Below are 25217 nucleotides of genomic sequence, written 5' to 3' on the forward strand. Positions count from 1 at the left end.
GACCGATCCCTCATGGATCGGTCTTCCATCAACGGGTCGGTCCCCATGGACGGGTCGGTACCCATGGATCGGTCCGTCCCCATGGACGGGTCGGTGCCCGTGGACCGGCCCGTACCCATGGACGGATCCGTTCCCATGGGCCGGTCGGACCCCATGGTCCCCTCGGTCCCCATGGATCCGGTGCCCGCGGCCGGCCCGGTGCCGGCGTCCTCGGGGCGGATCCGGCCGCGCCAGGCGCCGGTCGCGTCCCCGTGTTCCTCGATGAAGCCCTTGAACCGCTTGAGGTCGCCCTTGACCCGGCGGTCGAGCACTCCCATCACGTCGGCGGCCTTCTCCGCCATGCCCTCGGGCTCCACGTCCATCGCGAGCCGTACCCGGGTGTGCGCCTCGTCCAGCGGCTGGAAGCTGACGACGCCCATCTGCCGGACGTCGCCTCCCATGGTGCGCCAGGCGATGCGCTGGTCCGGGAGCTGGTCGACGATCTCGGTGTCGAACTCCCGCCGGACCCCGGCGATCTTGGTCTGCCAGTGACAGTGCCGGTCGTCGATCTGCCGGACGTCCTCGACGCCCTCCATGAAGCGCGGGAACTCCTCGAACTGCGTCCACTGGTCGTACACGTTCCGCAGCGGAACGTCCACGTCGATCGTCTGTTCGACCTTGCTCATGCTGCGGCCTCCTTCACGTCGTCACGGCATCGAGGGCCGGGCACCAGGACCGCCGTCAGTGGGCGGCGGCCCCGAACTCGGCGTGCTGGGTACGGAGGGCGAAGTCGGGCTCCGCCGGGGGCGGCCGGCCCAGAAAGCGGCGCCGCGCCTCGGCGTGTGCCTCTTTCATCAGCGAGCGGAACTCCTCGTCGCTGAGCCCTCGGCCTTGTGCCGTCGCTCTGCCCTCGGCGTTCCCTCGCATGGGTCCGCCTCCTTCCGGTCGTACCCCCTCGCCCCGCGACTGCCCGCTCCCGCGGAGCCGAATCAGCCGGACCCCGACAACCGACTTCTCGGCCCGGCGACGTGCGCTCAGAGGGCGTCCGCGGCGGTACGGAGGTCGGCGACGAGCCCCGCGTACATCTCCTGCCGGTCCCGCGCGCGCAGTACGGCCGAGGGGTGCACGGTCGCGAGGACCCGGGTGCCGTCCGCGGCGTCGGGCAGCGGTCTCGGCACGCCCCGGTCGGTGCCGACCCGGAAGGAGGACCCGAGCAGGGCCCGTCCCGCGGTGGCCCCCAGGACCACGACCAGCTCGGGCGAGACGAGCCGGAGTTCGGCCATGAGCCAGGGCCGGCAGGCGAGGGTCTCGCGCACGCTGGGCGTCTTGTGGATGCGGCGGCCCCGGGCCTCGTCGCGGACGAACTTGAAGTGCTTGACCGCGTTGGTGACGTACAGGTCCTCCTCGTCGATGCCCGCCTCCGCCAGGGCGCGGTGGAGCAGCCGTCCGGCGGGTCCCACGAAGGGGAGGCCCTCGCGGTCCTCCTGGTCGCCGGGCTGCTCGCCGACCAGCATCAGCCGCGCGTCCGGGGCGCCCCGGCCGAAGACCGTCCCGGTCGCGTCGCGGTGGAGGGGGCAGCCCCGGCACTCCGCCGCCGCCTCGCGGTGCGCCGGGAGTCCGCCGCGGCTCGGCAGATAGGGCGTGGCGTCGTACTCCTCGGGGGCGGTCCCCCGGTCACCGGTACCGGCCATCGCGCACCTCCCGGGAGCGGTCCCGTCCGGCCGGTGCCGGCACGTACCGCTGACGCGCGGGCGTGTGCCCGCCGGGCACCGCGCGGAAACGGCCGCGCGCACAGCTCCGCGCCGGGTCGGCCGCGCGCGCAGCTCCGCGCCGGGTCGGCCGCGCGCGCAGCTCCGCGCCGGGTCGGCCGCGCGCACAGCTCCGCGCCGGGTCGGCCGCGCACGGACGGGTGGCCCCGCGCAGGAGTGGCCGCGCACGACGGCCGTCCCCGCGCGGGGACGGCCTCGGGCGGGGGCGGGAGCGGCCGCGGGCCGGGGCGGAAGCGGTCGCGGGCCGGGGTGGCGGCATGCCGGGCCCTGAGGCGGGTAGTCGCGCGCCGAGGCGAGGAGGAGCCCGACATGAAGATCCTGACGATGGGTGTCGAGGAAGAGTTCGTGCTGGTCGACCGGGTGACACGGGCCCCGGTCAACCGGGCCCCGGAGGTCATCCGGCGGGCGAGCCCCGAACTCGGCGGGCAGGTGCAGACCGAGTTCTTCAACGCGCAGATCGAGATCTGCACGAAGGCCACGGCGAGCCGCCGCACCCTGCGCGACGAACTCTCCTGGCTGCGCGCGACCGTGGGCGCTGCCGCGCACGACGTGCACTGCATGCCGGTCGCCTGCGGCACTCCCGTGCTGCCGCCCGAGGAGCCGCTGACGGTGACCGACACCGAGCGGTACCGTCTGATGGCCAGCCGCTTCGCCTCGCTGGTCACCCGCGCGGACGGCGTCGCGCGCGACGACGGGCTCGTCTGCGGCTGTCACGTCCACATCGGGACGCTGGACCGCGAGCACGCCCTCGCGCTCGCCCAGCACATACGGCCGTGGCTGCCCGTGCTCCAGGCGCTGGCGGGGAACTCGCCCTACGCCGGCCGGCAGGACACCGGCTACCAGAGCTGGCGCGCCGTCGAGCACGCCAGGTGGCCGACCGTCGGCCCGACCCCGGTCCTCGACGAGTCCCAGTACCTCGCCCACGTCGCCCGCCTGGTCAGGGACGGCACGCTCCTCGACAACCGGATGGTGTACTGGCACGCCCGGCCCTCGGAGCACGTGCCGACCCTGGAGGTCCGGGTCGCCGACGCCAACGCGGAACTCGACACGGTGGTGCTGCTCGCGATCCTGGTCCGCGGCCTCGCCGCCACCCTGCTGCCCCGCGTCGACGCCGGCGTCCCCGCGCCCGTGATCCCCGGCCCGACGCTGCTCAGGGCCCACCGGCTCGCCGCCTCCCAGGGCATCGCGGGCACCGGTCTCGATCCGGTCGACGGCCGGGAGCGGCCCGCCGCGAGGCTCCTCGACACGCTGATCGCCCTCGCCCGGCCGGGCCTCGACGTCACCGGCGACACCGACTGGGTGTGCGAGCAGTGGGAGCGGATCCGCGCGGACGGCGGTGGCGCCGCCCGTCAGCGCGACGTCTTCCGCCGGCACGGCCGGTTCAGCGCTGTGGTCGACGCGCTGGCCTCGGCGACGGTGGGGAGCTGATCGCATGGGTTCCCCCGTCTCCGTACGCCGCTCCGCTCCCGCCGGGGACCAGCCGGTCGACCTCCGGGTGTGCCGTCTCCCCGGCGTGTACGCGCCCCAGGTGGACACCGGACTCCTGGTGGAGCAGGTGCGGCGCGAGAAGCTGCGGCCCGGAGTCCGCTCGCTCGACCTGTGCACGGGCACGGGCATCGTCGCGGTCGCCGCCGCCCTGCGGGGCGCGCGGGCCACCGCCGTCGACATCTCGCGCGCCGCGATCGCCTCCTCCCGGCTCAACGCGCTGCTGCACGGCTGCCGGATCCGGGCGCTGCGCGGCGACCTGGACGGGCCGGTGGGGCGGGAACGCTTCGACCTCGTCACCGTGAACCCGCCGTACGTGCCCAGCGAGGACCCTCGGCCGCCCGCGCGCGGCGCCCGCCGGAGCTGGGACGCCGGGTCCGACGGCCGGCTGCTCCTCGACCGGGTCTGCGCGCGGGCGCCCCGCCTCCTGACGCCCTCCGGAGTGCTGCTGCTCGTCCAGTCCTCGCTCTCCGGGGTCGCCCCCACGCTCGACGCGCTCGGGCGGGCCGGGCTGCGGGCCCGTGTCGTCGAGCGGCGCACCGAGCCGTTCGGTCCGGTGATGTCGGCCCGGGCCGACTGGTTCGCGGCCCGGGGCCTGGTCCCGTCGGGGACGCGCACGGAGCAGCTCGTCGTGATCCGCGCGTGCCGGCCGTGATTCGAAGCCGGAGAGCCGGGCAGTCGCGCGATACCGACGCAATCCGAGCTGATGGGCGGTGTGTGTGATGTCTGCTTCCCCGAACGAGGGCACCCCGAGGGTGAGGATCCCGGAGGACGGCGGATCGGACGGCCCGGGCAGCGCCCGGCCCCGGACGTCCCCGCCCCGGTTCCGTCCGCTCCCCGAGGGTCCGCTGCTCGTGGAGGGGCCCGCGGAGATCGTCATGCCCGACGGTTCGGTGATCCGCTGCGAGCGGCCCGTCATGGCCCTGTGCACCTGTCGGCGGAGCCTGCGGGCGCCGTTCTGCGACACCAGCCACCGCCCGCGCCTCCGCAGCCGCACCGGCGCGCCGAAGGCGGCCCGGGGCGCCCCACGCCCGGCGCGGGACACGGCCGGGGAGGCGGAGACGTCATGACGCTGCTCCCGACGGCCGTCACGGCACGGCCCGAGGCCCCCGAGGCCCGAGGCGAGATCTCCCGCATGGTCCGGAGCCGGCTGCTGGGCGGCGGCCGGCTGCCCCTGGCGGCGGACATCGCGCGCTCCTCCCCGTACGGGGAGGACCTCCAGCTCGCCCTCCACCTCTGTTACGAGCTCCACTACCGGGGCTTCGCGGGCGTCCCCGACACCCTGGAGTGGGACCCCGGTCTGCTCCGGACCCGGGCCCTCATGGAGCACCGCTTCGAGAGCGCGCTGCGCCACGACTGCCGCCACCGCGCGGGCGTCGACGAGGCGCTGGCCGCCCTCCTCGTGGAGCCGGTCGACGGCACGGGCGTCTCCCACTTCCTGGCCTCCTCGGGCGAGCCGTGGCACCTGCGCGAGTACGTCGCGCTGCGCTCCGTGCACCAGCTGCGGGAGGCCGATCCGCACCTGTGGGTGGTCCCCCGGCTGAGCGGCCGCGCCAAGGCGGCGATGGTGGCCGTCGAGTACGACGAGTACGGCTGCGGGCGGCCCGAACGGATGCACTCCCGGCTCTACGCGGAGCTCATGGCCGATCTGGGCCTCGACCCCGCGTACGGGCGCCATGTGGACACGGCCGGCGCCGAGGTCCTCGCGGCCTCGAACCTGATGTCGATGTTCGGCCTGCACCGGAGGCTGCGCGGGGCGCTCGTGGGGCACTTCGCCGTCGTGGAGACGACGTCGCCGCCCGCCGCCGCCCGCATCGCCGCGGCGCTGCGCAGGACCGGCGCCGGACCGGCCGCGGAGCGGTACTACGAGGAGCACGTGGAGGCCGACGCCGTCCACGAGCAGATCGTCCGCCGTGAGGTCGTCGGCGGCCTCCTCGAGGACGAGCCGGACCTGGCCGACGACGTCGCCTTCGGCATCGCCGCGACCTCCTTCCTGGAGGACCGGCTCGGCGGCCGGGTGGTGGACGCCTGGTCGCGGGGCGAGAGCGCCCTGCGCGCGCCCCTGCCGCAGCCGTCCGGGAACGAACCGTGAGGACCCGCACGACCGTCGGGGACGTGCTCCTCGACGATCTGCGGGCCTGGGGGTGCGCCACGTCTTCGGCTGTCCCGACCTGGACGACCGGGTGTCGGCGTGGGTGCGGACGGACGACGAGCCGTCTCCTCGTGGAGGCGCGCCACGAGGAGACGGCGGCCTTCGAGGCCGTCGGGTACGCCACGTTCTCCGGTCACGTAGGCGTCTGCGCCGCCTCGTCCGCGCCGGGCACCGTGCGGCTCCTCCGGGGCCTGCACGACGCGCGGCCGGACGGGGCGCCGGTGGTCGCCCTGCTCGGCACGGACCTGACCCGGGCGACGACGGACCCGGCCGGGCGGGTCGGGGCCCTCTCGGACGGGGCCCGGACCTTCGCGGACGGGGCCGCGGGGCGCCTCCCCCGGCCCGGCCGGCCCGTCGGCCTCAGGTCCGTGCCGCCCGGGTGCGCAGCGCACGGGCCGTGACCAGCGCCGCCCCGGCGGCCGCCGACAGCAGGAGGGGGTGCCGCGCCGCCGCCGTGTACGGCGACCGGCCGGCGGCCTCCTCGCTGAAGGAGCCGTCGGCGCCGTAGTCCCGGCCGCCGGGGCCGTCGAGGGGCTCCCACAGGTTGTGCGGGGCTGCCGGCCGCGCGCGCTCGTCGGTCTGCTGGGCGTCGTATCCGGTGCGGGCGAGGTAGCGGTCCAGGAGGGCGGGGGCGAACCGGTGGGCGAGGACGGTCCCGGCCGTCGAGGCCCCCACCCGGTATTCCGCACGGCGCGGGTGCCGAGCGGCGTACACCACGGCGCGGGCCGCCACCTCCGGCTGGTAGACCGGCGCCACGGGGCGCGGGCGGCGCGGCAGGCGGGACAGGACCCAGGAGAACTGCGGGGTGTTGACGGCGGGCAGCTGGACGACGGTGACGGCCACGTCGCTGCGCTCGTGCCGGAGCTCCATCCGGACGGCGGCGGTGAAGCCGTTGATGGCGTGCTTGGCGCCGCAGTAGGCCGCCTGGAGGGGCACGGAGGCCTCGCCGAGCGCGGAGCCCACCTGGACGACGACCCCGGAGTCACGCGGGCGCATGCGCCGGAGCGCGGCGCGCGTGCCGTTGACGCAGCCGAGGTACGTCACGGAGGTGACCCGCGCGTACTCGTCGGGGGTGACGTCCGGAAAGCGGGCGAAGACCGAGGTGAAGGCGGAGTTCACCCAGACGTCGATGGGGCCGAGGACCTTCTCGACGCGTTCGGCGGCCTCTTCCACCCGGCTGGGCAGGGCCATGTCCACCGGCACCACGAGGGCGTGCCCGCCGGCCCGTTCGACCTCGGCGGCCGCGGCCTCCAGACCGTGGCGGCCACGGGCGAGCAGCGCGACGCTCGCGCCCTGGGCGCCGAAGGCACGGGCGACGGCGCGGCCGACGCCGGCGCTCGCGCCGGTGACGACGACGGTCCGGCCGGCCATCGGCGACCGCACGCGCCCGCGCTCGTGGATGACGACCAGGCCTTCCAGGAAGGTCCCCAGAGCGAGCCCCGCGCGCCGGGGGCGGAGGACGGGAGCGGGGTGAGGGGCGTGCCGGGCACGACGGGCGGATGTCATCGGTGTCCTCTCGTCGGAGGGTGCGAGGCGCCTGCCCGGTCCGGCGGGCGACCATGCGTGGATGGGGTTCCTCGGGATGGGTAGACGCTGGTCCCCTCCGCAAGGGCCATCGCGATCGGCCGCGATCGGCCGCGAGAAGAGGAGCAGGCCATGAACCTCATGGAAGGCCCGCCCGCACGCCCGGAGACGGGCGGAACGGCATCCTCCCGGAACGGCCCGCCGCACAGCGCGCCCGCGCACGCGTCCCGCGCGCCTACCTCCGCCCTGCCGCCCGACCACACGCAGGCGATCCTGGAGACGACGAAGGAGGTCGGGGCCGTGCTGAAGGCGTCCGGCCGTCCGTTCGCCCTGGTCGGCAGTGTCGCCGCGTACGCGCACGGCATCCCGGTGCGGCTCCAGCACGACACGGACTTCGCGATCCTGCGCGAGGACGCCGAGGTCGTGACGGAGGCCCTGCGGGAGCGCGGCGTGCGGATCGTCGACCCGCCCGAGGACTGGCTCGTCAAGGCCCGCGCGGGCGGCGAGCAGATCGATCTGATCTTCTCGCTCGCCGGGCGGCCGGTCACGGCGGAGCTCCTCGACCGTGCCCAGACGCTGCCGGTGGACTCGGTGCACATGCCGGTGCTGGCGCCGACCGACCTCATGGTCTGCCGTCTCCTCGCGCTCTCCGAGCACCACTGCGACTTCGGCCCGCTGCTGCCGGTGGCGCGGGGGCTGCGCGAGCGGATCGACTGGGGGCGGGTGCACGGGGACACCGCGGGCTCGCCGATGGCGGAGGCCTTCCTGTACCTGCTCGAACTGATGGACGTGCTGCCGCGCCGCGACGGCTCGTGACCGGGGCGCCCCGGGCGCCGTGGGCGCGGCGCGGGGCACTCCGCCCGCCGTGGACGGCGGCGGGGCGCCCCCGTGGTGCCGGGTGGGCCTTCCGGACTCAGGATTCCTCGGAGACCGTCCCGAGGAGGTCGCCCACCTGCGGGTCGGGCATCGCGCGGGCGACGTCGGCCTGGGCGATGATGCCGACGAGGACGTGTCCGTCGATGACGGGGACCCGCCGGATCTGGTGCTCGCTCATGACGCGCATCACCTGCTCGGCGGTGTCGTCCGCGCGGACGGTGACGATCTCGTTCTGGGCGAACTCGCCGGCGGTGCACTGCTGCGGGTCCTTGCCCTGGGCGACGCACTTCACGACGATGTCGCGGTCGGTGAGCATGCCCTTCAGCCTCTCGTCGGGGCCGCAGATCGGCAGTGCCCCGACGTTGAGCTCGGCCATCTTCCGTGCGGCGTCGACGAGGGTCTCGGACGAACGGACGCAGGTCGCTTCCGGGGTCATGATGTCGCGTGCGGTGGTCATGGCCATCACCTGTCATGTCGCTGGGTCTGTCGTGTCACCGGGCCGTCGGGCCGTCTCGGGACGCCGGCCTTCCGGCCGCCTCGCGGGCTTCTCCCGTCATGCCGCCTTCCCGGCGCCGTGGAGGGCGTCGACGATCGCCGCGGCGAAGGCGTCGAGGTCGCCGGGCCGACGGGAGGTGATCAGGGGGTGGCCCCCCGAGGTGTCGACCACGACTTTCCGGTCCACCCAGGTCCCGCCCGCGTTCTCCAGGTCGGGGCGGAGGGACGGGTACGAGGTCAGTTCGCGGTTCCGGGCCAGGCCGCTGTCCACGAGGAGCCACGGTCCGTGACAGATCGAGGCCACGGGTTTGCCGGCCTCGGCGAAGGCGGAGACGAGGCGTCGCGCCTCGTCGTCGCTCCGCAGCTGGTCGGCGTTGATGGTGCCGCCGGGCACGATCACCGCGTCGAATCCGTCCGCCGTCGCCTCCGCCAGGGTCGTGTCCGGCTGGACGACCGCTCCGGGATCCTGGTCGGAGACGAGGGTCCGGACGGACTCGTCCTTCTGCGCGGCGACGGTGACGCGGGCGCCGTTCTCCCGCAGGACGGCCACGGGCTTCTGCAACTCGTCCTGTTCCGTCCCGTAGTTCGTCGTGAGGACGAGAACGCTCTTTCCGGCGAGCTTTCCGGCGAGCTTTCCGTCGAGTTTTCCGTCGGACGACACGATGTGCTTCCTTTCCGGCGTGGTTGCCCCCCCGCCGTCTCTGCGCCTCACCCGCACCGGTCGCCTCAAACCTCACATATCACCCCGCATGTTCTCCGAGGATGGGGGAAAGCGCGCTGGTACCGAGTTCCCGTGCCGAGACCTACCGGCCGGGCCCCGCAGGCAGCGGAGGTGCAGCCATGGTTCCCCTTCTTCTCGTTCTCCTTGTGATTCTGGTGCTGTTCGGCGCGGGATTCGCCCTCGACGTGCTCTGGTGGATCGCCATCGCCCTGCTCGTGGTGTGGGTGCTCGGCTTCCTGATGAGGAGCGGCGGCGGCCGTTGGTACCGCTGGTGAACGGACCCGCGACCCCGAGATCGCACCACCGCCGCCCCGGACCCTCCGGGGCGGCGGTGCGCGGTTCCGGGCCGGAGCCCGTCGCCTCACCCGTCCGTCCGTGATCCCGTCGCCCGGCGCTTCGCCCAGCGGACGACCATGAGCAGCGCCGTGACCAGGGTCAGCACCCATACGAAGGCGAACGCCCAGATGAGCCCCGGCGCCCCGGTGTCGACCGCGAGGACGAGCAGGGCGAGGGTCATGACGCCGAGCGCCACGACGCCGAGGGAGGGAAGGTGGCGGCGGGCCCGGGAGAGCGAGGGGGCGGGCAGGCGCGGGGTCCGTCGCATCGTGCGCAGGCGGCGCGCGAGCGATGCGTCCCGACTCAGCTGCTCCTCGATCTCCGCCAGAACGCGCCGCTCGTGCGCCGAGAGCCGGGCCTCGTCCATCGCGGACACCTCCTCCCGATCCCTGCGCGCCGACGTGGGCGCGTCGTGTCTCTGCGGGTTCCCCCGCGATTCGTGTCAAACCATCCCAAAAGGGGCATCCTTTCCTCAGGACGCTCGACCGACGGACCCCGTCGCCGCTCTTCTCGCCGCGGCGCAGGCCCATCGCCCCCCGTCGAAGGAGCCCTCATGTCCACCGCCGGAGAACGCTCCGACACCCTGCTCACCACCGCAGGCCCCGCCCCCGACACCACGGGGGCCGCCACCCGCCGGGCGGCGCTCGACGGACTGCCCGAGCCCGCGTGTCCGACCGCCGTCTCCACGGACGACGCCCGGACCCTGTCCGTCGCGCTGTTCTCCCGGCTCCGGGCCCTGGAGGAGGGGACCCCGGAGCACGCGTACGTCCGCAACACCCTGGTCGAGCTCAACCTCAGCCTCGTCAAGTTCGCCGCCCGGAGGTTCCGGAACCGCGCCGAGCCCGTCGAGGACATCGTCCAGGTCGGCACGATCGGCCTGATCAAGGCGATCGACCGCTTCGACCCCGACCGCACCGTCGACTTCTCCGCCTTCGCGCTCCCCACCATCGTCGGCGAGATGAAGCGGTTCTTCCGGGACACCAGCTGGGCCGTACGGGTCCCCCGCCGGCTCCAGGAGCTGCGGATCGACCTCGCGAAGGCGGCCGACGCCCTGGAACAGGGCCTCGGACGCCGCCCCACCCGGGCGGAACTGGCCGCACAGCTGCACCTCACGGAGGAGGAGGTCTCCGAGGGCCAGCTCGCGGCACACGGCTACGCGGCCCGGTCCCTGGACCTCCCCGCAGGCGACGAGGACGCCGCGCCCGGCGCGGGCGCCCGTCACCTGGCCAGCGCGGAACCCTCGTACGAGCTGATCGAGTCGCTGACGGCGCTGCGGCCGCTGCTCGCCCGGCTCGACGACCGCGACCGGCGCATCCTGGAACTCCGCTTCGGCGAGGAGCTCACCCAGGCGGAGATAGGCCACCGGATCGGCCTCTCCCAGATGCACGTCTCGCGCCTGCTCACGCGCATCCTCGGCGAACTCAAGGACGGCCTCCTCCAGGACGACGCCACGGCGGACGGCACGGACGGCTGACCGTCCGGCCCCGCGCGGCCCGAATCGGCCGACCGTCCGAAGAATGGCCGCCGGGATCCGGGGCAGCCGCCGTCACGTGGCGAAGCAGCATCACGAGGACGACGGACCCGACCGCTCCCAGGTACCGCCCGAGGAGTCGATGGACGAGGTGGCGACCAGGATCCGGAAGGAGGTCGGGGAAGCGGCCCGACGTCTGCGCCGCGACGCGGCGCGGTTCGAGAAGGGGCCGCCGCCCGACCAGGGGAACGAGGACGGGGCCCGGCACGCCTAGGCGTGCCGGGCCCCGTCCGCCGTGATGCCGCCGTGGACCGACGGGCAGCACACGGACGAAGGAGGCGTGCCATGAGCGGGCCGCAGGTGTCGGACCGGATCCTCGAACGGCTGCGGGAATGGGGCGTCACCCACGTCTTCGGCTATCCCGGCGACGGGATCAACGGACTCCTCGCCGCCTGGGGGCGGGCCGGTGACGAGCCACGGTTCGTCCAGGCCCGGCACGAGGAGATGGCGGCCTTCGAGGCCGTCGGCTACGCGAAGTTCTCCGGAGGGCTCGGCGTGTGCGTCGCCACCTCCGGACCGGGCGCGGTCCATCTGCTCAACGGGCTGTACGACGCCAAGCTGGACCACGTGCCGGTGGTGGCGCTCGTCGGCCAGACCGACCGCAGCGCCATGGGCGGCTCGTACCAGCAGGAAATCGACCTGCACAGCCTCTTCAAGGACGTCGCCTCCGACTATCTGGAGACGGTCACCGTGCCGGAACAGCTGCCGAACGTGCTGGACCGGGCGATCCGCACCGCCTTCGCCCGCCGGGCGCCGACCGCGCTGATCGTTCCGGCCGACGTCCAGGAGCTGGAGTACAGTCCGCCGACGCACGCCCACAAGATGGTGCCGTCCAGCCTCGACGTGAGCGGCTGGACGCCGGTACCCGACGAGGAGTCGCTGCGGCGCGCGGCCGAGCTCCTCGACGCGGGCGAGCGGGTGGCCATGCTCGTCGGCCAGGGCGCCGCCGGGGCCCGCGCCGAGGTCGTGGAGACGGCCGAGCGGCTCGGCGCCGGCGTGGCGAAGGCGCTGCTCGGCCTGGACGTGCTGAGCGACGAACTGCCGTACGTGACGGGGTCGATCGGGCTGCTCGGCTCCCGTCCCTCCTACGAGCTGATGCGGGAGTGCGACACGCTGCTGACGATCGGCTCCAACTTCCCGTACTCCGAGTTCCTGCCGCCGTACGGGCAGGCGAGGGCCGTGCAGATCGACATCGAGCCGCACATGGTCGGGCTGCGCTACCCGTACGAGGTGAACCTCGTCGGCGACGCGGCGGCCACGCTCCGCGCACTGCTGCCGCTGCTGTCGCGGAAGGAGGACCGGGAGTGGCAGGAGTCGGTCGTGGCCGGGACGCGTCGCTGGCGGAGCGTGATGGAGCGCAGGGCGGAGGTGGCCGCCGATCCCGTCAATCCCGAGCTCGTCGCCCATGCCCTCGACCCGCTGCTGCCGGAGGACGCGATGATCACCGCCGACGCCGGCTCGGTGGCGAACTGGTACGCCCGGCACGTGCGGATGCGGGGGCGGATGCGCGGCTCGCTGTCGGGCACGCTCGCCTCCATGGGCAGCGCGATGCCGTACGCGATCGGCGCCAAGTTCGCCCACCCGGACCGTCCCGTGATCGCGCTGGTGGGCGACGGCGCGATGCAGATGAACGGCCTCGCCGAACTGGTGACCGTGGCGAAGTACGCGGACGGGTGGGCCGACCCCCGGTTCGTCGTGGCCGTCTGGAACAACCACGACCTCAGCCAGGTGAGCTGGGAGATGCGGGCCATGGGCGGCTCTCCTCCCTTCGAGGCCTCCCAGTCGATCCCCGACGTGCAGTACGCGGCCTTCGCGCGTTCGCTCGGCATGGAGGGCGTCCGGGTCACCGGTCCGGACGGCGTCGAGAGCGCCTGGCGCGCGGCGCTCACGGCGGACGGACCGACCGTCCTGGACTTCCGCACCGATCCCGACGTGCCGCCGATCCCGCCGCACTCGACCTGGGACCAGATCGAGGACACGCTGGCCTCGCTCGCCCGGGCCGACGGCGGGCGGGCCCACCTGGTCAAACAGGGCCTGAAGGCGAAGATGCAGGAGTTCCTGCCCGGCCGGGGCGGGCGGTGACAGCCGTGCGCCCGGCGTCCTGACCCGGGCCCCGCACGGGGGCGCCCCCACCCGGCCCGCGCACGGGAGCGGCCTCCCCCCGGGCCCTGCGCCACGCGCGGGCGGGCGGGCGGCTGCAGCGGACCCTGTCCCTGGCGACCGGCACCGGGGCGGCGATCATGGCGGCGGCCGCCCGCACCATGAAGGACATCCTCGCGGCCGCGGGGGCGACCGATCCGGTGACCATCGAGCGGTACGCGCACCTGGTGGGCGGCTGCCGGACGGCCTCCCGGCCCGAGGACGACGTGGTCGACGCGTCGCTGCGCACCTTCCCCTGCCCCACCCGCTGGTGACCGACGGGATCGTGCCGCCCACCCAGGGCGCCGCGAACACCGCCCTGACGCTCATGGCGCTCGCCGACCGGGCGGCGGAGCTGCCGGCCTCCGGCGCCCGCTCCGGGCTCGGATCCCCCGGAAGGCGGGCACGAGCGCCTCCGGCCCCCGAGTGGCTTCGGCCCGCCGCGCCCGCCCGAGCCCCGGGGCCCGGTCTCTCGGCACACCGCGCCCCGCACCTCCACTCCCGTCCGGCGGGCGCGGCGCGGTACCAAGCGGGCCGAGGAGCGGCACGGTGCGCCCGACGGGCGCCGGCAGGTGTCGGCGCCCGACGGGCGGGGGCCGGGTCACGCGGCCACGGGGCCGTTCGGGGTCTCCGTCGCGGGCGGCGGGGCGGCGGACGTACGCGGCGGGGACGCGGCGGGCTCCGGCTCGGTCGGCCGGACCGGCTGTTGAACCGGCTGGTGGACGAGACGGAACCGGTGGTGCTCCCGGCCGATCACCCGCCCGGTGGAGTCGGTGAAACGGCCCGTGACCTCGTAGACGCCGCAGTTGGCCCGGCCGACGGGCAGCCGCTCGGGCGGCAGGTGGACCTCGTACGGCCCGCCCGCCCGGTATCCGCCGAGCGTGGTCCGGGTGGTGGCGATCACCCTCCCGGCGTATCTGCGGGTCTCCTCGAAGACCAGTCCGTCGACCGCCTCGCCCACGCGGAAGGCGAGGGCGACGCTGATCGTCCCGCCCTCCGGCAGCTCGACGGGGTCGCCGTCGCCGTCCAGGGGCAGCACGGCCGTCCCCCGCTCCTCCTGGGCCAGGCTCACGCGCATCAGCTCGAAGGGTGCCATGACGTTCTCACGTCCTCTCGGTGGCGTCCGGGCGGACGATGACGACGGGGCAGGGCGCGTGCAGGGCGCACTGCTGGCTGACGGAGCCCAGGAGCAGGCTGGTGAACCCGCCGCGGCCCCTGCTGCCCACCACGAGGAGCTCCGCGCCCGACGCCGCCTCCGTCAGGACCTCGGCCGGGTTGCCGCGCACCACGTGCTCGCGCAGCCGCACGTCGTCGGCCCCGACGAGGACGGTCTGGATCTCGTCGGCCAGCGCCCGCTCCGCCTGGACGCCGTCGAAGCCGGTGTCCACCGGGGGAGCCGACCAGCCCGCGACTCCGGGCAGCTCGTAGGCCGCCACCGCGTCCACGGCGGCCCCGGTCAGCCGGGCGTGACGCACCGCCCACCGCAGCGCCTCGTAGGAGGCCGGAGACCCGTCGATCCCGACCACCACGCGGCGGCCCTGCCCCTGGGTGTCCATCCTCGACTCCCTCCTGCCTCCCCGGCGGCTACCCCGGGAGCGGATTCGTAGACCCCGGGGCGGACCGAACACGCTCCGGATGTCATAAACGGGTGAAAAGGGGCAGGAGTGAGGTAGGAGCTTCTGGCCGCGGGGGCATCCGGCACCAGAGGTGTCCGATGTCAGAGGTGTCCGGATTCATGCGCGAGGAGACGGGTGAGCCCCATGGAGGCTGTGAGCCGAACGGGAGAGGCCAGGGCCTCGCGGGAGGACCGCCTCCTGGTGGTGAACCGGGGCGGCGGACGTCCCGGGACCGTCCTCCTGACCCTCGACGGCGAGCTCGACCACGACACCGTGAAACCCCTCCGGACGGCACTGGAGGAGAGCACGGGGGCCGCGCGCGTCGTCGTCGACTGCTCGGGACTGCGGTTCTGCGACTCGACCGGCCTGAACGTGCTCCTGCGGACGCGGCTGCGGCTGCTGACGGAGGGAGGGCGGATGGATCTGGCCGGGCTGCGGTCGCCGGTGCGCCGCATCTTCGAGATCACCGGCGCGCTGAACGTCTTCCGGGTGTACGACGACGCCGACGCCGCCCTCGCGGACACCGGCACCGGGAACTGACGCCAGGAAGTTTCCGCACCGCGCGATTCGGCGGGCGGGACCGGGGAAGCAGCCCCTCATGACCGGCCCACCCATCCGGCATGCGACCACTCGTACCCGCCGCTACGAGCTGGCGGGGGGCGACGGAGTGGTACGGGAATGCCGTGATCTCGCCCAACGGGCCCTGAGCGAATGGTTCGGGGCCGCCGGGGAGCCGGGGCGGGTCCCCGTCGAGGACACCCTGCTGCTGGTCTCCGAGGTCGTCACCAACGCCTTCACCCACGGCGGCGTCCCGTACGAGCTGCGGCTCGACGGCGCCGACGGCCGGCTGTGGGTCCAGGTCAGCGACACGAGCCCGGCACGCCCCCGGCCCCACGGACGGCACCGTCCGAGCCTCCCCTCCGGCCACGGCCTCTACCTCCTGGAGCGGCTGGCGGCGGCCTGGGGCTGCGTCCCCCGGGCCCGCGGCAAGGCCGTCTGGTTCGAGGTGGAGGTGACGGCCCGGCCCGACGAACGGGACCCGGCCTGATCCGAGGGGCACCCCCTAGAGTGGAGGGTGAGGCGGGACCTGCGTGCACCCCGCGCCCGGGCCCGTGCCGCTCACCCTGTGCGAGGTCGTTCATGACAGAGCACGGTTCCACCCCGGACGCGGCGGTGCCGCAGACGGGACTCGGCCAGGACGGCCTCGGGCAGCTGCTCGCCGGACTCACCGCCGTGCGGGAGGGGGACCTGTCCGTCCGGCTCCCCGACGCCGCGGACGGCATCCTCGGCGAGATCGCCGGCGTCTACAACGACATGGTCGGCCACCTCTCGCTGGTCACCTCCGAGGTCACCCGGGTCGCCGACGAGGTCGGCGCCCAGGGTCTGCTCGGCGGCCGGATCCGCGAGCCCCGCTCGCGCGGGGTGTGGCGCGAGCTCACCTCCGGCGTCAACACGATGGCCGACAACCTGACCTCCCAGGTCCGCTCCATAGCCCAGGTCGCCACGGCCGTCGCCGGCGGAGACCTCACGCGGAAGATCCGGGTGGACGCGCGCGGCGAGATCCTGGAGCTGAAGGAGACCATCAACACGATGGTGGACCGGCTGTCCTCGTTCGCCGAGGAGGTCACCCGGGTCGCCCGCGAGGTCGGCACGGAGGGAAAGCTCGGCGGCCAGGCCACCGTGCACGGCGTCTCCGGCACCTGGAAGGACCTCACCGACAACGTCAACTCCATGGCCGACAACCTCACCAACCAGGTGCGGAACATCGCCCAGGTCACCACCGCCGTCGCCCAGGGCGACCTGACCAGCCGGATCGACGTCTCGGCGCGGGGCGAGATCCTCGAACTCAAGACCACCATCAACACGATGGTCGACCAGCTGTCCTCCTTCGCCGCCGAGGTCACCCGGGTCGCCCGCGAGGTCGGCACGGAGGGCAAACTCGGCGGCCAGGCCGAGGTGGAGGGCGTCTCCGGCACCTGGAAGCGGCTCACCGAGAACGTCAACGAGCTCGCCGGGAACCTGACCCGCCAGGTCCGCGCCATCGCCGAGGTCACCAGCGCCGTCGCCGAGGGCGACCTGACCCGGTCGATCACCGTCGACGCCCCCGGAGAGGTCAGGGACCTGCGCGACAACATCAACTCGATGGTCGAGTCGCTGCGCGCCACCACCCGCGCCAACGAGGAACAGGACTGGCTCCAGACCACTCTCGCCCGCACCACGAGCCTGCTGCAGGGCACCCGGAGCCTGCCCGAGATCGCCGAGTTGATCATGGCCGAGGTGCCGCCGCTGATCGACGCCCAGTACGGGGCCTTCTTCCTCGCCACGGACGGCGAGAAGGGCACCGAGCTCGTCATGACCGCCTCCTACGGCTCCCCCGACGACCCGGACGCCCCGCCGCGCCGCTTCCGGCTCGGCCAGTCCCTCGTCGGGCAGTCCGCCCACGACCGGCGCACCCTGGTGGTCGAGCGCGTGCCCGCCGGATACGCCACCGTCGCCTCCGGAGTGGGCTCCGGCGATCCGGGCATGCTGATCGTCCTGCCCATCGTGGTCGAGGAACAGGTGCTCGGCGCGGTCGAGTTCGCCTCACTGTCCCCCTTCTCACCCCTGCGGCGGGAGTTCCTCGACCGGTTCGTGGTCAGCGCGGGAGCCGTCCTCAGCTCCCTGGTCGCCAACCTCCGCACCGACGAGCTCCTCGGCCAGTACCGTCAGCTGGCCGACGAACTGCAGTCCCGGTCGAAGGAGTTGCAGATCGGCCAGCAGGAACTCCAGCGCTCCAACGCCGAGTTGCAGGAGAAGGCCGCGCTCCTGGCCGAGCGCAACAAGGACATCGAGTCGAAGAACCTGGTGATCGAGCAGGCGCGCCAGGAACTGGAGGCCCGGGCCCAGCAGCTGTCCCGCACCTCCATGTACAAGTCCGAGTTCCTCGCCAACATGAGCCACGAACTGCGCACCCCGCTCAACAGCCTGCTCATCCTGGCGCGGCTGCTCGCCCAGAACGCCGAGGGGAACCTGACGGAGAAGCAGGTCGACTACGCCGAGGTCATCCACTCCGCCGGATCCGACCTCCTCCAGCTGATCAACGACATCCTCGACCTGTCGAAGGTCGAGGCCGGCAAGATGGACATCAGGCACGAGCCGTTCCCCCTGCGTCAGCTGGTCGAGTATCTGGAAGCGACGTTCGGTCCGGTCGCCGACGAGCGGCACCTCGAGTTCACCGTCACCCTGGCGGACGACCTGCCCGAGGCGCTGAACAGCGACGAGGCACGCATCCGCCAGATCCTGCGCAACCTGCTCTCCAACGCGCTGAAGTTCACCGACGAGGGCCGGGTGTCGCTCACCGTCGAGCACGCCTCCTCCGCCGAGACGCCCCCCATCCTGGCCGGGACCGGGCAGGTCCTCGCCTTCCGGGTCGCCGACACCGGCATCGGGATCCCCGCGGAGCAGCTCCAGCACGTCTTCGAGGCCTTCCAGCAGGGCGACGGCACGGCCGCCCGGCGGCACGGGGGCACCGGCCTCGGACTGTCGATCAGCCGGGAGGTGGCCGGCCTCCTCGGCGGGGCCATCCAGGCGCAGAGCGTCGCGGGCCGCGGCAGCACCTTCACGTTCTACCTGCCGGTGCCCCGGCCGGCGGAGCTCGCGGCGGCCGGGGCGGCCTCCGCCGCGCGGGCGCTGGCCGTCCCCGGCTCCTCGTCCGCCCTCCGGCCGGACGGCGCCACCTCCCCGGACGGGCTGGCGGGCCGGACCGTGCTCGTGGTGGACGACGACGTGCGCAACGTGTACGCCCTCACCGAAGTCCTCGAAGGGCGCGGACTCCGCGTCCTCACGGCCGACGGCGGCCGTGCCGGCCTCGACGTGCTCGCCGCGCACGACGAGGTCGCGCTCGTGCTGATGGACGTCATGATGGCCGGGATGGACGGCTATTCGGCCATCAAGGCCATCAGGCGGCTGCCGGACCACGCGGGCCTCCCCGTCATCGCGGTCACCGCGAAGGCGATGCCGGGCGACCGCGCCCAGGCCCTCGCGGCGGGCGCCGACGACTACGTGTCGAAGCCGGTCGACGAGGAGGAACTGACCGACAAGATCCGCAGCTGGCTCGCCGGCTGAGGAGGGGGCCGCCCGCCCGGCGTGGAGGGACGCGCCCGCCGTGGAGGGGCGCGCCCGCCGACCGGGGAGAGGCCCGGGCGGTGGGCGTCAGCGGGTCGGCGGCCGGCCCCGGACCCGTACGGCGACGATGCTGGTGTCGTCGTCGGTGTCGCCGGCCGCCGTGGCGAGCAGGGCGTCGACGAGCGTGTCCGGCGCGTGGTCCGCGAGCCGCTCCGCGTCACCGGCGAGCCGTGCCACGCCCTCGTCGAGGCCGTCGTGACGGCGCTCGATCAGCCCGTCGGTGTACAGCAGCAGGGTGTCCCCCGGGCGCAGCCCGATCCGCTGCTCGCCGTAGCCGTACGAGGGCACCGCGCCGAGCAGCAGGTCCTGGGGCGGTTCGAGCAGCCGTGCCCTGCCGTCCCTGAGCAGCACCATCGGCAGGTGCCCGGCGCTCGTCCAGAGCAGGCCGCGGTCCTCGGGGTCGTACAGGGCGCAGACGGCGGTCGCCGTGACGCCGCCGCCCGTGCGCAGGGTCACCTCGTTGAGCCACTCCATCAGCCGCCGGGGCGAGTGGCCGGTGAAGGCGAGGGCGCGCTGGGCGTTGCGGAGCGCCACCATGCCCGTGACGGCGTCGATGCCGTGCCCCGCGATGTCCCCGACGGCCACGAGGATCTTGCCGCTGGGCAGCGCGAGCACGTCGTACCAGTCGCCGCCGACCCGGTACTCCTGCGCCGCCGGCCGGTACCGGGCGGCCACCACCAGGTCCCCGGGCATCTCCTGGAGGCCGGGCACCTCGGGCACGATCGCCTGCTGGAGCTGGAGCGCCAGCTGGTGGCGCAGCTCCGCCTGGTCGTGCAGCGCGGTGAGGTGGTCGAAGGTCGCGGTGAGCGCGGCCTCGGTCCTGCGGCTGTCCGACACGTCCTGGTACACCCCGGCGAGGCCGGTGACGGCCCCCTCCGCGATCAGCGGCTCGGCCGCCACCCGCACGTGGCGCACGGTCCCGTCGGGGAGCACGATCCGCAGGACCGTCTGCCCGCCCGTCTGCCGCTCGGTCACGGTCGCCACCAGGTCGGCGAGGGCCTCCCGGTCGTCCGGGCGCACCCGGTCGCGCAGGTCCGCGAGCGGCACCGGGGGCTCGTCCCGCGCCATCCCGAAGATGCCGTACGCCTCCGGTGACCACACCGTCCCGCCGCCCGTCAGGCTGTCCTGGAAGGGCGCCACGCTCTGCAGCCGGGCGACCGCCCGGGCCGCGGCGAACCCGGTCGCGCCCACGGTGTGCCACAGCACCACGGCGTGCCTCCCGCCGGCCGGCAGCACCCGCACGTCGAGGAGCGGCGTCGTGTCCCCCGGGGCGGCGGACGCCGGCAGGCGGGCGGCCCGCTGGGTGCGCACGGTGCCGACGGCGCGCCGTGCCATGCGCGCCAGGTCGGCGTGGACGAGGGGGAAGGCGCGCGCCAGGGAGGCGTCGCTTCCCGAGGAGGTGCCGCCGAGCGCGTCGGCCCCTTCGTCGTTGAGGTGCTCCACGGCCGGCTCCCCCGACGTCCCGGGCACGGCGAGCAGCATCGCCGGCTGGGCGAGGGAGTCGAGCACGTCGACGAGGACGGGGACGGCGATCGGCGGCGAGCCGGCGGTGTCGAGTACGGTGCCCGCCACGTCCATGAGCCCCGTGAGGGCCCGGCGGGCCGTGGCGTCGAGCATCGTCGGGCCCGGCCAGCCGACGAGTGCGAGGCCGACGGTCCTGTCGCGCCGGCGCAGCGGGAGCAGGGCGCGGGCGGCGCGGGCGGTGGGGCCGGGCAGGGGTTCACCGGTGGGGGGGCCGTCCTCCAGCCAGACCGGGGCGTTCTCGACGAGGACGGCACGGAACGTCTCGGGGGCGGCGGGCGGGATCCACTGCCAGGCGGCGGCCTCGGCGGCTCCCACGCCCGCGGAGCCGACGAGCCGCAGACAGCCGCGGTCGACGCACTGCCACAGCCAGAGACTGTCCGCGCCGAGCGGGGCGAGGCCCTCCTCCAGGAGGGTCCGTGCCGCCTCGCCGACCGTGTCGGCGGCCTCCGCGGCCGCGGCCGCGCGGCGGGCCCGGCGCGTCTCGGCGGGGTGCTCGACGCTCCCGCCTTCGTGCTCGGGGCCGTCGCTCTCCGGAGGAACGGCGGCGTGCCCGCCGTCGCCGGCGGCCGCGTTCACGATGTCCGCGGCGAGGTCCTCCGCGGACAGGCCGGTCGCATGTGCCAGCGCGGAGAGGTATTCGGTCGCCTCGGAGGGCGGCAGCCGCAGCTGGGCGGCGAGCACGCCGGCGGCGAGGTCGAGCAGGTGGCGTCGGGCGGACCGGTCGCGCAGCCAGCGGTTCTCTGCGGCGAGTTCGGCGAAGCCGCGGGCCGCGGGGGCCAGGGGCGGGGGGCCCGTGGATTCTGCAGAACCGGTCAAGTGGACCTCCGTCCCGCCTGGGCGCGGGCGTCCGGAGTCTGTGGGTGGATCCGATCCGGATTCTACTCGCGTGCCCCCGCGCGCGACCGTTCGCGGGCGGCGCCCCAGGCGGCGAGGGCCTCGACGAGCGCGTCGCGGGTCAGGGTGGAACGGCCCCGTGTCCCGGCACCCGCGGCCTCGTCGTACGGCTCGGGCTTCGGGGGGCAGCAGGTCCCGAACGGGCTTCGGGGGGGCAGCAGGTCCCGAACGGGCTTCGGACCCGGCCTCGGCCGGCCTCCGGCCCGGTCCGGGCCGACCGGGCCGGGGCAGTACGGCGGGTCGTGGAAGACGGGGGCGACCTCGTCGAGCCCACCGGTCCCCGTCAGTCGGCCGGCTCGCCCGGTGCGGGGTGCTCGGGGTGGACGGTGCCGTCGCGTGTCCGGCCCCGGGGACCCGTGCCGGCCTCGTCGGTGTCCGGCGGGGTCCCTCCGTCGCCACTGTCGGGGACGGGAACGGACAGGGGGTCCTCCCCCGTGGCCTGCTGGTCCTCGGGGTCCCGGGGAAGCGGCTCCTCCGGGCGTGGCTTCCGGTGCTCGCTCATCCTGGTCTCCTCGTCCTCCGGCATCCAGACCTCCTCGCTTCCGGACCTCCGTTCACAGGGGCGGCGGCACTCCTCCGTCGCTCCCGGCCTCTCCCTCGTCGCTGAGCGGCATGAGCCCGATGCACTCGGCGTCGATCCGGTCGGCGACCTCCGTCAGCGCGCTGACCAGCGCCTCGACCGTCTCCGGTTCGAGGCCCGAGTCTTCGTCGTCGGCCGAGTCCATCCAATGGGACGCGAGGTGTCGCAGCAGGAGGGTCACTTCGTCGGCGGGCAGCAGGAGCGGACCGCCGGGGACGTGGACGAGGGACATCGACGCGTTCATGGGGAATCGACCTCCGCGGTACGGGAAGAGCCTCAGGGGGACAGGCCCGCGGAGGCCGCCTCTTCCGAGGCGTTCGCGCGGACGATGACGACGGGACAGGACGCGTGCACGGCGCACTGCTGGCCGACCGAGCCCAGGAGCAGGCTCGTGAAGCCGCCCCGGCCGCGGCTGCCCACGACGAGCAGCTCGGCGCGGGCCGACGCCTCGATCAGGACCTCGGCGGGGTTGCCGCGGACGATGTGCTGCTCCAGCGGCGGCACCTCGCCGATCCGGGAGAGCGCGGAGCCGAGTTCCTCGGACAGCGCCTTCGCGGCCTGTTCCTCGACGAACGCGGCGTCCACGGGCGGCGCGGACCATCCCGTCGCACCGGGCACGTCGTAGACGCCGACGACGTCCAGGGTCGCTCCGGACCGCAGGGCCTGCCGGACCGCCCGCCGCAGCGCCGCGTACGACGAGGGCGAGCCGTCGACGCCCACGACCACGCGGGAATCGCCGTCGCTGGAGTTCATGACCGTGCCCCTTCTCCGGATCGGGCCCGAGGGGTGGACGGGGTGCCGATCCCGTCCTCTCCCTCCCGACCGACTACCCGGTGCCCGGTCCCGTACGCCTGGGTGGCGTCCGTGCGCGTGCCCGGACGCGTGAGTGCCGGATCGCGCGGGTAGACGCGGGGCCGAAGGAGGGCGGGACGGCAGAGGAACGTGCCGGACGCGGGGGCGGTCAGCGGAAGGACGTACGACCATGCTGTTCCTGCTGGGTCTGTTGCTCCTCGGGGCGACCGGCGCCTTCATCGGGCTGGTGGTCTCGGAGAACACCGGAGGCCCCGACCAGACCGTCATGATGCTGGACCACAGGATCGCCACGATGAACGGCCTCGCGATCTTCCTCGCCGGCATGGCGCTGGCCGTGATCGTCGGCCTCGCCTGCGCGATGATGGCGGCGGGCGGCGCACGGGCCCGGCGCCGCCGGGCCCTCGGGCGCGGCGTCCACGATCCGGCGGAGCCGCGGTCCCGTCTGCCGGGCGACGATCGCTACGAAGGACGGGACGCGGCGCCCCGTACGGAGGACGACACCACGGCCGCCGGGGACCGCCGCCCCCGCCGCCACCACTTCCGCTTCGGGCACTGACGACGCCCTCGCGCACACCGGCCCGCCCCTGGAGGCGGGGGCGGCGTGAGGCCCCGCACGGTCGGAAAGGACTCGGTCATGACCGCACCACCCACCACCCCCACCACGCTCGGCCCCGACAGCGATCTCTCCCGGATCTTCGAACTCGCCCAGCAGCTACGGGTGGACTCGGTGCGCGCCAGCACGGCCGCGGGCTCCGGCCACCCCACCTCCAGCCTGTCGGCGGCCGATCTGATGGCGGTCCTGATGGCCCGCCACCTCCGCTACGACTGGGCGGCGCCCGACAACCCGGACGGCGACCACCTGGTCTTCTCCAAGGGGCACGCGTCGCCCCTGCTGTACGCGATGTTCAAGGCCGCCGGGGCGATCGGCGACGACGAGCTGATGACGACGTACCGCCGCTTCGGCCACCGCCTCCAGGGCCATCCCACGCCTGAGCTGCCCTGGGTGGACGTGGCCACCGGCTCCCTCGGCCAGGGCATCGGCTACGCGGTGGGGATCGCGCTCGCGATCCGGGACCTGGAGCGGCGGTCCTCCCGGGTGTGGGTGCTGTGCGGTGACAGCGAGACGGCCGAGGGCTCCGTGTGGGAGGCCCTCGACAAGGCCGGGCACCACCGGCTCGCCAACCTCACCGTCCTGCTCGACGTGAACCGCCTCGGCCAGAGCGGGCCCACCGAACTGGAGTGGGACACCGGGGCCTACGCCCGGCGCGTCGAGGCGTTCGGATGCCGGGCGATCGAGGTCGACGGCCATGACCTCGAAGCGATCGACCTGGCCCTGACCGAGGCCGCCGACGGGCGGGCGCCCACCGTCGTCGTCGCCAGGACCGTCAAGGGCCGTGGCGTGGCGGAGGTGGCCGACAAGGAGGGCTGGCACGGCAAGGCGCTGCCCGAGGACCTGGCCGCACGCGCCGTCGCCGAACTCGGCGGCGCCCGCGACCTGCGGGTGCACGGCCCGCGTCCGCCCGCGCACCCCCGCCCCGCCCACCCCGACGGCCGGCTTGCCGGTCCGGTGGAGCTGCCCCGCTACGAGGTCGGCGACGAGGTCGCCACCCGGGTCGCCTTCGGTGCCGCCCTGGCCGCCCTCGGCGACCGCCCCGAGGTCGTCGCCCTGGACGCCGAGGTCGGCAACTCGACCCATGCCGAGGAGTTCGGGAAGGCCCACCCGGAGCGGTACTTCCAGACGTACATCGCCGAGCAGCAGATGATCGCGGACGCCGTCGGCATGGCCGTGCGCGGCTTCCGCCCGTACGCCACGACCTTCGCCGCCTTCCTCACCCGTGCGCACGACTTCGTCCGGATGGCCGCCGTCTCCCGGATCACGATGGCCCTGTGCGGGACGCACTGCGGGGTGGAGATCGGCGCGGACGGCCCTTCGCAGATGGGCCTGGAGGACCTCGCCATGATGCGCGCCGTCCTCGGCTCCACCGTGCTGTACCCCGCCGACGCCACCTCAGCGGCCGCGCTGACCTCGACCATGGCCGACCTGGACGGGATCTCCTATCTGCGCACCACCCGCGGGGCCTACCCCGTCCTCTACGAGGGCGACGAGACGTTCCCGGTGGGCGGGTCGAAGACCCCGCGCGAGAGCGCGGACGACCGGGTCACGCTCGTCGGCGCCGGGGTCACCCTCCACGAGTGCCTGGCGGCCGCCGAGGAGCTCGCCGCCGACGGCGTACGGGCCCGGGTCGTCGACCTGTACTCGGTCAAGCCCGTCGACGTGGACACCCTCACCCGCGCGGCCCGCGAGACCGGGGCGCTCGTCGTCGTCGAGGACCACCATCCCGAGGGCGGGCTCGGCGAGGCCGTCCTGTCGGCCCTCGCCGCGGGGGCGGACGGGCCCGCCCCGCCGCCGTTCGCCTTCGCCCATCTCGCCGTCACCGAGCTGCCCGGCTCGGGCACCACCGACGAACTCCTCGACGCGTGCGGCATCTCCCGCACCGCCATCGCCGGGGCTGCCCGGACGCTGGTCGCGCGGTAGGCGCCCGCCGGCCTCCGGCCTTCGGTCGTGAATTCCTTCTTTCCGATGATTCCTGTCGGTTGGGCAGGTCCTGCGTGTTATCA

General features: G+C 74.5%; 28 protein-coding genes and 1 pseudogene. 16 read left to right on the forward strand and 13 right to left on the reverse strand.

Annotation, left to right across the window (positions count from 1 at the left end):
• Positions 1–197 precede the first annotated feature (197 nt).
• The 3 genes and pseudogenes from BLW86_RS05720 to BLW86_RS05730 form a co-directional block, all read right to left on the reverse strand.
• Positions 198–665, reverse strand: a pseudogene (locus BLW86_RS05720) (SRPBCC family protein); the annotation flags it as partial.
• Between the two features lie 55 nt (positions 666–720).
• On the reverse strand, positions 721–906 hold the full coding sequence (locus BLW86_RS05725) for a hypothetical protein (protein ID WP_093873004.1): 186 nt from the start codon (positions 904–906) through the stop codon (positions 721–723).
• 107 nt (positions 907–1013) lie between these two features.
• Positions 1014–1670 carry a UdgX family uracil-DNA binding protein gene (locus BLW86_RS05730; RefSeq protein ID WP_093873005.1) on the reverse strand — a complete coding sequence of 219 codons (657 nt, stop codon included), beginning with the start codon at positions 1668–1670 and terminating at the stop codon, positions 1014–1016.
• A gap of 387 nt (positions 1671–2057) precedes the next feature.
• On the opposite strand from BLW86_RS05730, the gene BLW86_RS05735 reads away from it, so the two are divergent.
• The 5 genes from BLW86_RS05735 (at position 2058) to BLW86_RS05755 (ending at position 5786) form a co-directional block, all read left to right on the forward strand.
• Complete coding sequence (locus BLW86_RS05735; protein ID WP_093873006.1) at positions 2058–3176, forward strand: carboxylate-amine ligase; 1119 nt, start codon at positions 2058–2060, stop codon at positions 3174–3176.
• 4 nt (positions 3177–3180) lie between these two features.
• Positions 3181–3888, forward strand: a complete 708-nt coding sequence (locus BLW86_RS05740) for a HemK2/MTQ2 family protein methyltransferase (protein ID WP_093873007.1) — start codon at positions 3181–3183, stop codon at positions 3886–3888.
• A 67-nt stretch (positions 3889–3955) separates the two neighbouring features.
• Positions 3956–4303 carry a CDGSH iron-sulfur domain-containing protein gene (locus tag BLW86_RS43980; protein WP_093873008.1) on the forward strand — a complete coding sequence of 116 codons (348 nt, stop codon included), beginning with the start codon at positions 3956–3958 and terminating at the stop codon, positions 4301–4303.
• Complete coding sequence (locus tag BLW86_RS05750) at positions 4300–5325, forward strand: iron-containing redox enzyme family protein (RefSeq protein WP_093873009.1); 1026 nt, start codon at positions 4300–4302, stop codon at positions 5323–5325. The genes BLW86_RS43980 and BLW86_RS05750 overlap by 4 nt, the downstream gene beginning before the upstream one ends.
• A complete protein-coding gene (locus BLW86_RS05755; protein WP_256341232.1) occupies positions 5322–5786 on the forward strand; it encodes a thiamine pyrophosphate-binding protein in 465 nt (154 codons plus the stop codon). Before BLW86_RS05750 ends, BLW86_RS05755 begins: the two co-directional genes overlap by 4 nt.
• Here the strand turns inward: BLW86_RS05755 and BLW86_RS05760 are convergent.
• Positions 5746–6756 carry an SDR family oxidoreductase gene (locus BLW86_RS05760; RefSeq protein WP_093878512.1) on the reverse strand — a complete coding sequence of 337 codons (1011 nt, stop codon included), beginning with the start codon at positions 6754–6756 and terminating at the stop codon, positions 5746–5748. The two genes, BLW86_RS05755 and BLW86_RS05760, sit on opposite strands and share 41 nt — an antisense overlap.
• A gap of 285 nt (positions 6757–7041) precedes the next feature.
• Between BLW86_RS05760 and BLW86_RS05765 the strand changes: the two genes are divergently transcribed.
• Positions 7042–7725, forward strand: a complete 684-nt coding sequence (locus BLW86_RS05765; RefSeq protein ID WP_093873010.1) for a nucleotidyltransferase family protein — start codon at positions 7042–7044, stop codon at positions 7723–7725.
• A 97-nt stretch (positions 7726–7822) separates the two neighbouring features.
• Here BLW86_RS05765 and BLW86_RS05770 read toward each other — a convergent pair whose 3' ends face one another.
• Positions 7823–8242, reverse strand: a complete 420-nt coding sequence (locus BLW86_RS05770; protein WP_093878513.1) for a CBS domain-containing protein — start codon at positions 8240–8242, stop codon at positions 7823–7825.
• Positions 8243–8338: 96 nt separating this feature from the next.
• On the reverse strand, positions 8339–8941 hold the full coding sequence (locus BLW86_RS05775; RefSeq protein ID WP_093873011.1) for a type 1 glutamine amidotransferase domain-containing protein: 603 nt from the start codon (positions 8939–8941) through the stop codon (positions 8339–8341).
• Positions 8942–9120: 179 nt separating this feature from the next.
• Here BLW86_RS05775 and BLW86_RS05780 point away from each other — a divergent pair, with 179 nt between their 5' ends.
• Positions 9121–9276 (forward strand): hypothetical protein, encoded by a 156-nt coding sequence (locus tag BLW86_RS05780; RefSeq protein ID WP_030690448.1) that lies wholly within the window; start codon positions 9121–9123, stop codon positions 9274–9276.
• An 86-nt stretch (positions 9277–9362) separates the two neighbouring features.
• Here BLW86_RS05780 and BLW86_RS05785 read toward each other — a convergent pair whose 3' ends face one another.
• Positions 9363–9704 (reverse strand): DUF3040 domain-containing protein, encoded by a 342-nt coding sequence (locus BLW86_RS05785; protein ID WP_093873012.1) that lies wholly within the window; start codon positions 9702–9704, stop codon positions 9363–9365.
• Positions 9705–9890: 186 nt separating this feature from the next.
• On the opposite strand from BLW86_RS05785, the gene BLW86_RS05790 reads away from it, so the two are divergent.
• The 4 genes from BLW86_RS05790 to BLW86_RS41910 all read left to right on the forward strand — a co-directional run bounded on the left by BLW86_RS05790 (position 9891) and on the right by BLW86_RS41910 (position 13282).
• Positions 9891–10811 (forward strand): SigB/SigF/SigG family RNA polymerase sigma factor, encoded by a 921-nt coding sequence (locus tag BLW86_RS05790; RefSeq protein WP_093873013.1) that lies wholly within the window; start codon positions 9891–9893, stop codon positions 10809–10811.
• A gap of 43 nt (positions 10812–10854) precedes the next feature.
• On the forward strand, positions 10855–11082 hold the full coding sequence (locus tag BLW86_RS05795) for a hypothetical protein (protein ID WP_093873014.1): 228 nt from the start codon (positions 10855–10857) through the stop codon (positions 11080–11082).
• A gap of 71 nt (positions 11083–11153) precedes the next feature.
• Entirely contained in the window at positions 11154–12950 is a 1797-nt protein-coding gene (locus BLW86_RS05800) for a thiamine pyrophosphate-requiring protein (protein WP_093873015.1), read from the forward strand.
• Positions 12951–13108: 158 nt separating this feature from the next.
• Entirely contained in the window at positions 13109–13282 is a 174-nt protein-coding gene (locus tag BLW86_RS41910) for a hypothetical protein (protein ID WP_177181566.1), read from the forward strand.
• 326 nt (positions 13283–13608) lie between these two features.
• On the opposite strand, the gene BLW86_RS05805 is transcribed toward BLW86_RS41910, so the two are convergent.
• A complete protein-coding gene (locus BLW86_RS05805; protein WP_093873016.1) occupies positions 13609–14103 on the reverse strand; it encodes a rho GDP-dissociation inhibitor in 495 nt (164 codons plus the stop codon).
• A 7-nt stretch (positions 14104–14110) separates the two neighbouring features.
• Positions 14111–14563 carry a universal stress protein gene (locus BLW86_RS05810; RefSeq protein WP_177181567.1) on the reverse strand — a complete coding sequence of 151 codons (453 nt, stop codon included), beginning with the start codon at positions 14561–14563 and terminating at the stop codon, positions 14111–14113.
• A 213-nt stretch (positions 14564–14776) separates the two neighbouring features.
• Here BLW86_RS05810 and BLW86_RS05815 point away from each other — a divergent pair, with 213 nt between their 5' ends.
• The 3 genes from BLW86_RS05815 (at position 14777) to BLW86_RS05825 (ending at position 18727) form a co-directional block, all read left to right on the forward strand.
• On the forward strand, positions 14777–15163 hold the full coding sequence (locus BLW86_RS05815; protein ID WP_371129452.1) for an STAS domain-containing protein: 387 nt from the start codon (positions 14777–14779) through the stop codon (positions 15161–15163).
• Positions 15164–15221: 58 nt separating this feature from the next.
• A complete protein-coding gene (locus BLW86_RS05820) occupies positions 15222–15671 on the forward strand; it encodes an ATP-binding protein (RefSeq protein ID WP_093873018.1) in 450 nt (149 codons plus the stop codon).
• Positions 15672–15763: 92 nt separating this feature from the next.
• The gene (locus BLW86_RS05825; protein WP_093873019.1) at positions 15764–18727 is read left to right on the forward strand and encodes a hybrid sensor histidine kinase/response regulator; all 2964 of its coding nucleotides are present in this window, start codon (positions 15764–15766) and stop codon (positions 18725–18727) included.
• A gap of 87 nt (positions 18728–18814) precedes the next feature.
• Here the strand turns inward: BLW86_RS05825 and BLW86_RS05830 are convergent, their stop codons facing one another.
• The 4 genes from BLW86_RS05830 to BLW86_RS05845 all read right to left on the reverse strand — a co-directional run bounded on the left by BLW86_RS05830 (position 18815) and on the right by BLW86_RS05845 (position 22538).
• A complete protein-coding gene (locus BLW86_RS05830; protein WP_093873020.1) occupies positions 18815–21127 on the reverse strand; it encodes a SpoIIE family protein phosphatase in 2313 nt (770 codons plus the stop codon).
• Between the two features lie 361 nt (positions 21128–21488).
• Complete coding sequence (locus BLW86_RS05835) at positions 21489–21731, reverse strand: hypothetical protein (protein WP_371129453.1); 243 nt, start codon at positions 21729–21731, stop codon at positions 21489–21491.
• A 28-nt stretch (positions 21732–21759) separates the two neighbouring features.
• Entirely contained in the window at positions 21760–22029 is a 270-nt protein-coding gene (locus BLW86_RS05840; protein WP_177181568.1) for a DUF6213 family protein, read from the reverse strand.
• Between the two features lie 32 nt (positions 22030–22061).
• Positions 22062–22538: a universal stress protein gene (locus tag BLW86_RS05845; RefSeq protein WP_093873021.1), complete on the reverse strand. Its 477-nt coding sequence runs from the start codon at positions 22536–22538 to the stop codon at positions 22062–22064.
• Positions 22539–22767: 229 nt separating this feature from the next.
• On the opposite strand from BLW86_RS05845, the gene BLW86_RS41915 reads away from it, so the two are divergent.
• Complete coding sequence (locus tag BLW86_RS41915) at positions 22768–23154, forward strand: hypothetical protein (RefSeq protein WP_177181569.1); 387 nt, start codon at positions 22768–22770, stop codon at positions 23152–23154.
• 78 nt (positions 23155–23232) lie between these two features.
• Positions 23233–25134, forward strand: a complete 1902-nt coding sequence (locus BLW86_RS05855; RefSeq protein ID WP_093873022.1) for a transketolase — start codon at positions 23233–23235, stop codon at positions 25132–25134.
• Positions 25135–25217: the final 83 nt, after the last annotated feature.

The sequence above is a fragment of the Streptomyces sp. TLI_105 genome (genome assembly GCF_900105415.1).
In the GTDB taxonomy this organism is placed as follows: Bacteria; Actinomycetota; Actinomycetes; order Streptomycetales; family Streptomycetaceae; genus Streptomyces.